General features: G+C 68.8%; 4 protein-coding genes. 2 read left to right on the top strand and 2 right to left on the bottom strand.

What is annotated here, in order from left to right; all coding sequences use genetic code 11:
* Both AX685_RS19945 and AX685_RS19940 read right to left on the bottom strand, forming a co-directional pair.
* The coding region (locus AX685_RS19945; RefSeq protein ID WP_066491932.1) for a metallopeptidase TldD-related protein at positions 1 to 1340 on the bottom strand (1340 nt) is incomplete at its 3' end.
* Between the two features lie 32 nt (positions 1341 to 1372).
* A complete protein-coding gene (locus AX685_RS19940; RefSeq protein WP_066491923.1) occupies positions 1373 to 1609 on the bottom strand; it encodes a zinc-finger domain-containing protein in 237 nt (78 codons plus the stop codon).
* An 89-nt stretch (positions 1610 to 1698) separates the two neighbouring features.
* Between AX685_RS19940 and AX685_RS19935 the strand changes: the two genes are divergently transcribed.
* Entirely contained in the window at positions 1699 to 2625 is a 927-nt protein-coding gene (locus AX685_RS19935; RefSeq protein ID WP_066491922.1) for an ABC transporter ATP-binding protein, read from the top strand.
* Positions 2626 to 2916: 291 nt separating this feature from the next.
* Positions 2917 to 4494: an L-aspartate oxidase gene (gene nadB, locus AX685_RS19930; RefSeq protein WP_066491921.1), complete on the top strand. Its 1578-nt coding sequence runs from the start codon at positions 2917 to 2919 to the stop codon at positions 4492 to 4494.
* Positions 4495 to 4766 lie beyond the last annotated feature (272 nt).

Genomic DNA, 4766 nt, shown 5'->3' with positions numbered 1-4766 from the left:
CCCTTGCCGCACACGCCGATCCCCTCGTCCAGCGCCATGTCGTTGCCGATGCCCTGCACGCGCGTCAGCACGCTCGGCCCGTCGCCGATCAGCGTCGCGCCCTTGATCGGCGCGCCCAGCTTCCCGTCCTCGATCAGATAGGCCTCGGTGCAGGAGAAGACGAACTTCCCCGACACGATGTCGACCTGCCCGCCGCCGAACGACTTGGCGAAGATGCCCTTATTCACGCGCGACAGCAGTTCGGCCGGATCGTCCTGCCCGCCCTTCATGAAGGTGTTGGTCATCCGCGGCATCGGCGCGTGCGCATAGCTTTCGCGGCGGCCGTTGCCGGTCGGCTCGACCCCCATCAGCCGCGCGTTGAGCCGGTCCTGCATATAGCCCTTGAGGAAGCCGTCCTCGATCAGGATCGTCTCGCGCGTCGGCGTGCCCTCGTCATCGATGGTCAGGCTGCCGCGGCGGTCGGCGATCGCGCCGTCGTCGACCACGGTCACGCCGCGCGCCGCCACCTGCTCGCCGATCCGGCCGGAGAAGGCCGACGTGCCCTTGCGGTTGAAATCGCCCTCCAGCCCGTGGCCGATCGCCTCGTGCAGCAGCACGCCGGGCCAGCCCGGCCCGAGCAGCACCGTCATCTCGCCCGCTGGTGCCGCGACCGATTCCAGGTTCACCAGCGCCTGCGCCAGCGCCTCGTCGATCGCGCGATTCCACGTCGCCGGATCGAACAGCTGGTCGTACAGATAGCGCCCGCCGATCCCGAAGGTCCCCGTCTCGCGCCGCCCGTTCGTCTCCGCGACGATCGACACGTTCAGCCGCACCAGCGGGCGCACGTCGGTGGCGACGAACCCGTCGGGGCGCACCACCTCCACAACGCTCCACGTCCCCGACAGCGAGACCGACACCTGCGCCACGCGCGGATCGCGCGCGCGCGCGGCGGCGTCGATCGTCTGGCACAAGTTCACCTTGTCGGCGAAGGGGATCAGGTCGAGCGGATCGGCGTCGGTGTACAGGCGATGGTTGGTGCGCGCGGGCGGCGCGGCGCGGGCGGCAATCGACGGGTCGATCAGCGCCATCGTCTCGCCCGCGCGGCGGATCGCCGCCTCCGACAGTTCGTTGGCGTGCGCGAAGGCGGTCATCTCGCCCGATACCGCGCGCAGGCCGAAACCGGCATTGGTGTCGTAGGTCGCGGTCTTCAGCCGCCCGTCGTCGAATCCGAACGCCTCCGCGCGGCGATATTGCAGGAACAGCTCGCCATCGTCGGCCTTCGCCAGGACGTCGGCGGTGACGCGCAGCGCGGTGTCGGGATCGAGCGTGTCGCGGTACAGGAAGGAGCGGGGGTCGGTCATCGCGCCAAGATAGGCGCGCACGCTGCCTGATACTACTGCGGGCTCGCGCCTTCGGAAATGTCGGGCAGGCGGCTGTGGTCGGCCCCGTCGGCGGGGCCGCCGATCAGCACGAAGCGCCGGTCGCAATAGCCGCAATCGACATAGCCATGCTCGTCGATCTGCAGCCACACGCGCGGATGGCCCAGCGCCGCGCCGCCGGGAATGTCGCTCGCCCCGTCGCAGGCGATGCGGGTCTGGGAAACGCGGACGATTTCGGGCGGCGGCAACATGGCCGATCCGTTAGCAAGCCGCGCGCGATGCGACAATTCCTTTCGCCGCAAGGATTGGAATCGCTCGCCCGCGCGCGTAATCCCCGCGCATGACCGACGCCGCTATCGCCATCCGCGACCTGTGCAAGACCTATCAGGGCGGCAAGCGCGCGCTCGACGGGGTCAGTTTCGACGTGCCGCGCGGCAGCATCTTCGGATTGCTCGGCCCCAATGGCGCGGGCAAGTCGACGCTCATCAACATCCTGGCCGGGTTGGTCAACAAGACCAGCGGCAGCGCCGAGATCTGGGGCTTCGACATCGACGCGCATCCCCGCAATGCGAAGGCGTCGATCGGCATCGTCAACCAGGAGATATTGTTCGACCCGTTCTTCACCCCGGTGGAGACGCTGGAGATCCAGGCCGGCCTGTACGGCGTGCCGAAGAAGGATCGCCGCTCGATGGAGCTGCTGCGCGCGGTCCATCTGGAGGACAAGGCGAAGGCCTATGCCCGCACGCTGTCGGGCGGCATGAAGCGGCGGCTGATGGTGGCCAAGGCGATGGTCCATTCGCCGCCCGTGCTGGTGCTGGACGAGCCGACCGCGGGCGTCGACATCGAGCTGCGTCAGCAATTGTGGAGCTATGTGCGCAGCCTCAACGACGCGGGCGTGACGGTGGTGCTGACGACCCACTATCTGGAGGAGGCGGAGGAGCTGTGCGATCGCATCGCGATCATCAACCACGGCCGCGTCATCGCCAACGAACCGACCGCCGAGCTGCTTGGCAAGGCGCAGGAGAAGATCGTCGCGGTCACCGTCGACCGCGACGTCGCCGCGCTGCCGCGCTCGACCTGTTTCGAGAAGATCGTGCTGAAGGGCACGCGCACGCTGGAGATCACCTATTCCAAGGACCGGGTGAACGCCGGCGAGGTGCTGGGCGCGGTGCAGGCCGAAGGGTTCGGGATCGTCGACGTCTCCACCAAGGAAGCCGATCTGGAGGACGTGTTCCTCAGTCTCACCCGCGCCGCCAACGCGGGGTAGGGGGGCGGTTCCCGGCCTGCCGTGACCCCGGGGCCGCGCGCGGCGCGACGGTTGCGATCCCAACCCTGGGCTCTGCCTGCGCCGGAGCACAGCGGCGGCCGTGTTCCGGCGCACGCCGGAACCCAGGGCCGCGCTACCGCCGACGGTATCGGCAACACCGCTACACCCCCTGTCCCGCAACCCCTGTCCCACACCCCCCGATCTATGCCACATGATCGTCATGCCCTGCCTGATCCCCGCTGCGACACCCCGCTTCCGTCTCAACATTCGCAACATTCGCGGCGGCGCACGATGAGCGCCGGCGATGTCCTGATCGTCGGATCGGGGGCGGCCGGGCTGACCGCCGCGCTCAACCTGGCGGACCGGTTCAGGGTCACCGTGCTGGCCAAGGGCGCGCTCAACGAAGGGTCGACCGCCTGGGCGCAGGGCGGGATCGCGGCGGTGCTGGAACCGGGCGACACGTTCGACAACCATGTCGAGGATACGATGGTCGCGGGCGCCGGCCTCAACGACCGCGACGTGGTGGAGATGGTGGTGGAGCGCGCGCCCGCTGCGATCCACCGGCTGCAGGAACTGGGCGTCCCCTTCGCCGAGGAAGGCGGCGCGCTGCACCTGACGCGCGAGGGCGGCCATTCGCACCGTCGCATCGTCCATGTCGCCGACGCCACCGGCTGGGCGGTGCAGGAGGCGTTGCAACGCGCGGCGGAGGCGCATCCGAACATCACGCTGGTGCCCGATCAGGTCGCCATCGACCTGGCGACCAGCCGGCACGAGCAACGCTATTCTGGTGCGGGCAACGTGTGGGGCGTCTATGCGATCGACCGGCAGAGCGGGCGGGTCGCGCTGCACACCGCGCGCGCGACGGTGCTGGCGACCGGCGGCGCGGGGCGCACCTATCTGTTCTCCACCGCGCCGCGCGGTGCGACCGGGGACGGGATCGCGATGGCCTGGAGGGCGGGAGCCCGGGTGGCCAACATGGAATTCATGCAGTTCCACCCGACCTGCCTCTATCACCTGGAGGTCAAGAACTTCCTGATTACCGAGGCGGTGCGCGGCGAGGGCGGGCGGCTGATCAACCCGGTCACCGGCAAGCGCTTCATGCCTTACTACGACGAGCGGCTGGAACTGGCGCCGCGCGACGTGGTGGCGCGCGCGATCGATGCGGAGATCAAGCGCTACGGCCTCGATTACGTCCATCTCGACATCAGCCACATGCCCGCCGACTTCATCCGCGGGCATTTCCCGAACATCTACGACAAATTGCTGGGGCTGGGCATCGACATGACGGTCGCGCCGATCCCGGTGGTGCCGGCGCAGCATTATACCTGTGGCGGGATCATGGTGGATCAGGACGGGCGCACCGACCTGCCGGGGCTGTACGCGGCCGGGGAATGCACCGAAAGCGGGCTGCACGGCGCCAATCGCCTCGCCAGCAATTCGCTGCTGGAATGTTTCGTGTTCGGCGAGGCGGCGGCGCGCCACATCGCCGCCAATTGGGACGCGCTGCCCGCCGTCCCGTCGATCCGCCCGTGGGACGAAAGCCGCGTGACCGATTCCGACGAGGAAGTGGTCATCAAGCAGAACTGGACCGAGATCCGCCGCTTCATGTGGAATTACGTCGGCATCGTGCGGACGACCAAGCGGCTGGAGCGGGCGAAGCACCGCATCGACCTGCTCCGGTCCGAGATCGAGGATTATTACGGCCATTTCCGCGTGACGCCGGACCTGATCGAGCTGCGCAATCTGCTCCAGACCGCCGACCTCATCGTCCGCTCGGCGCTGCACCGCAAGGAAAGCCGCGGGCTGCACTATACGCTCGACTATCCGCAGCTGGTCGATCCGCCGGTCGATACGGTGCTGGTGCCGTGATGCGCGCGGCGCGATCGGCATCGGAATCAACGGCTTGATCGTCGACGGCCGACCGGTCGCGACTCGTCGCACGTCCGGGGGCGGTCGTCGCACCGGCACGTCCGCCGGGATTGCCACGCCCGTCCCCCCCGCCGAAGGCTCCGGTTCGGCAGGGGTGGGCGTACACGACATGGACAGCAGGACTTTGGGACGCCGCGCGATCATGATCGGCTGGTCGCTGCTGATCGCCGGATGCGGCGCCGGGGCGGGATCCGCGCTGATCCCCGCCGCCC

The sequence above is a fragment of the Sphingomonas sp. CCH9-F2 genome, assembly GCF_001556735.1.
In the GTDB taxonomy this organism is placed as follows: Bacteria; Pseudomonadota; Alphaproteobacteria; order Sphingomonadales; family Sphingomonadaceae; genus Sphingomonas; species Sphingomonas ginsenosidimutans.
The sequence above is the reverse complement of the archived record's forward strand: the minus strand, read 5'-3'. Positions and strand labels throughout refer to the sequence as shown.

Excerpts from the sequence above, each read along its gene's own strand:
- AX685_RS19935 (WP_066491922.1), top strand. The coding sequence starts at position 1,699 with ATGACCGACGCCGCTATCGCCATCCGCGACCTGTGCAAGACCTATCAG.
- AX685_RS19940 (WP_066491923.1), bottom strand. The coding sequence starts at position 1,609 with ATGTTGCCGCCGCCCGAAATCGTCCGCGTTTCCCAGACCCGCATCGCC.
- nadB (WP_066491921.1), top strand. The coding sequence starts at position 2,917 with ATGAGCGCCGGCGATGTCCTGATCGTCGGATCGGGGGCGGCCGGGCTG.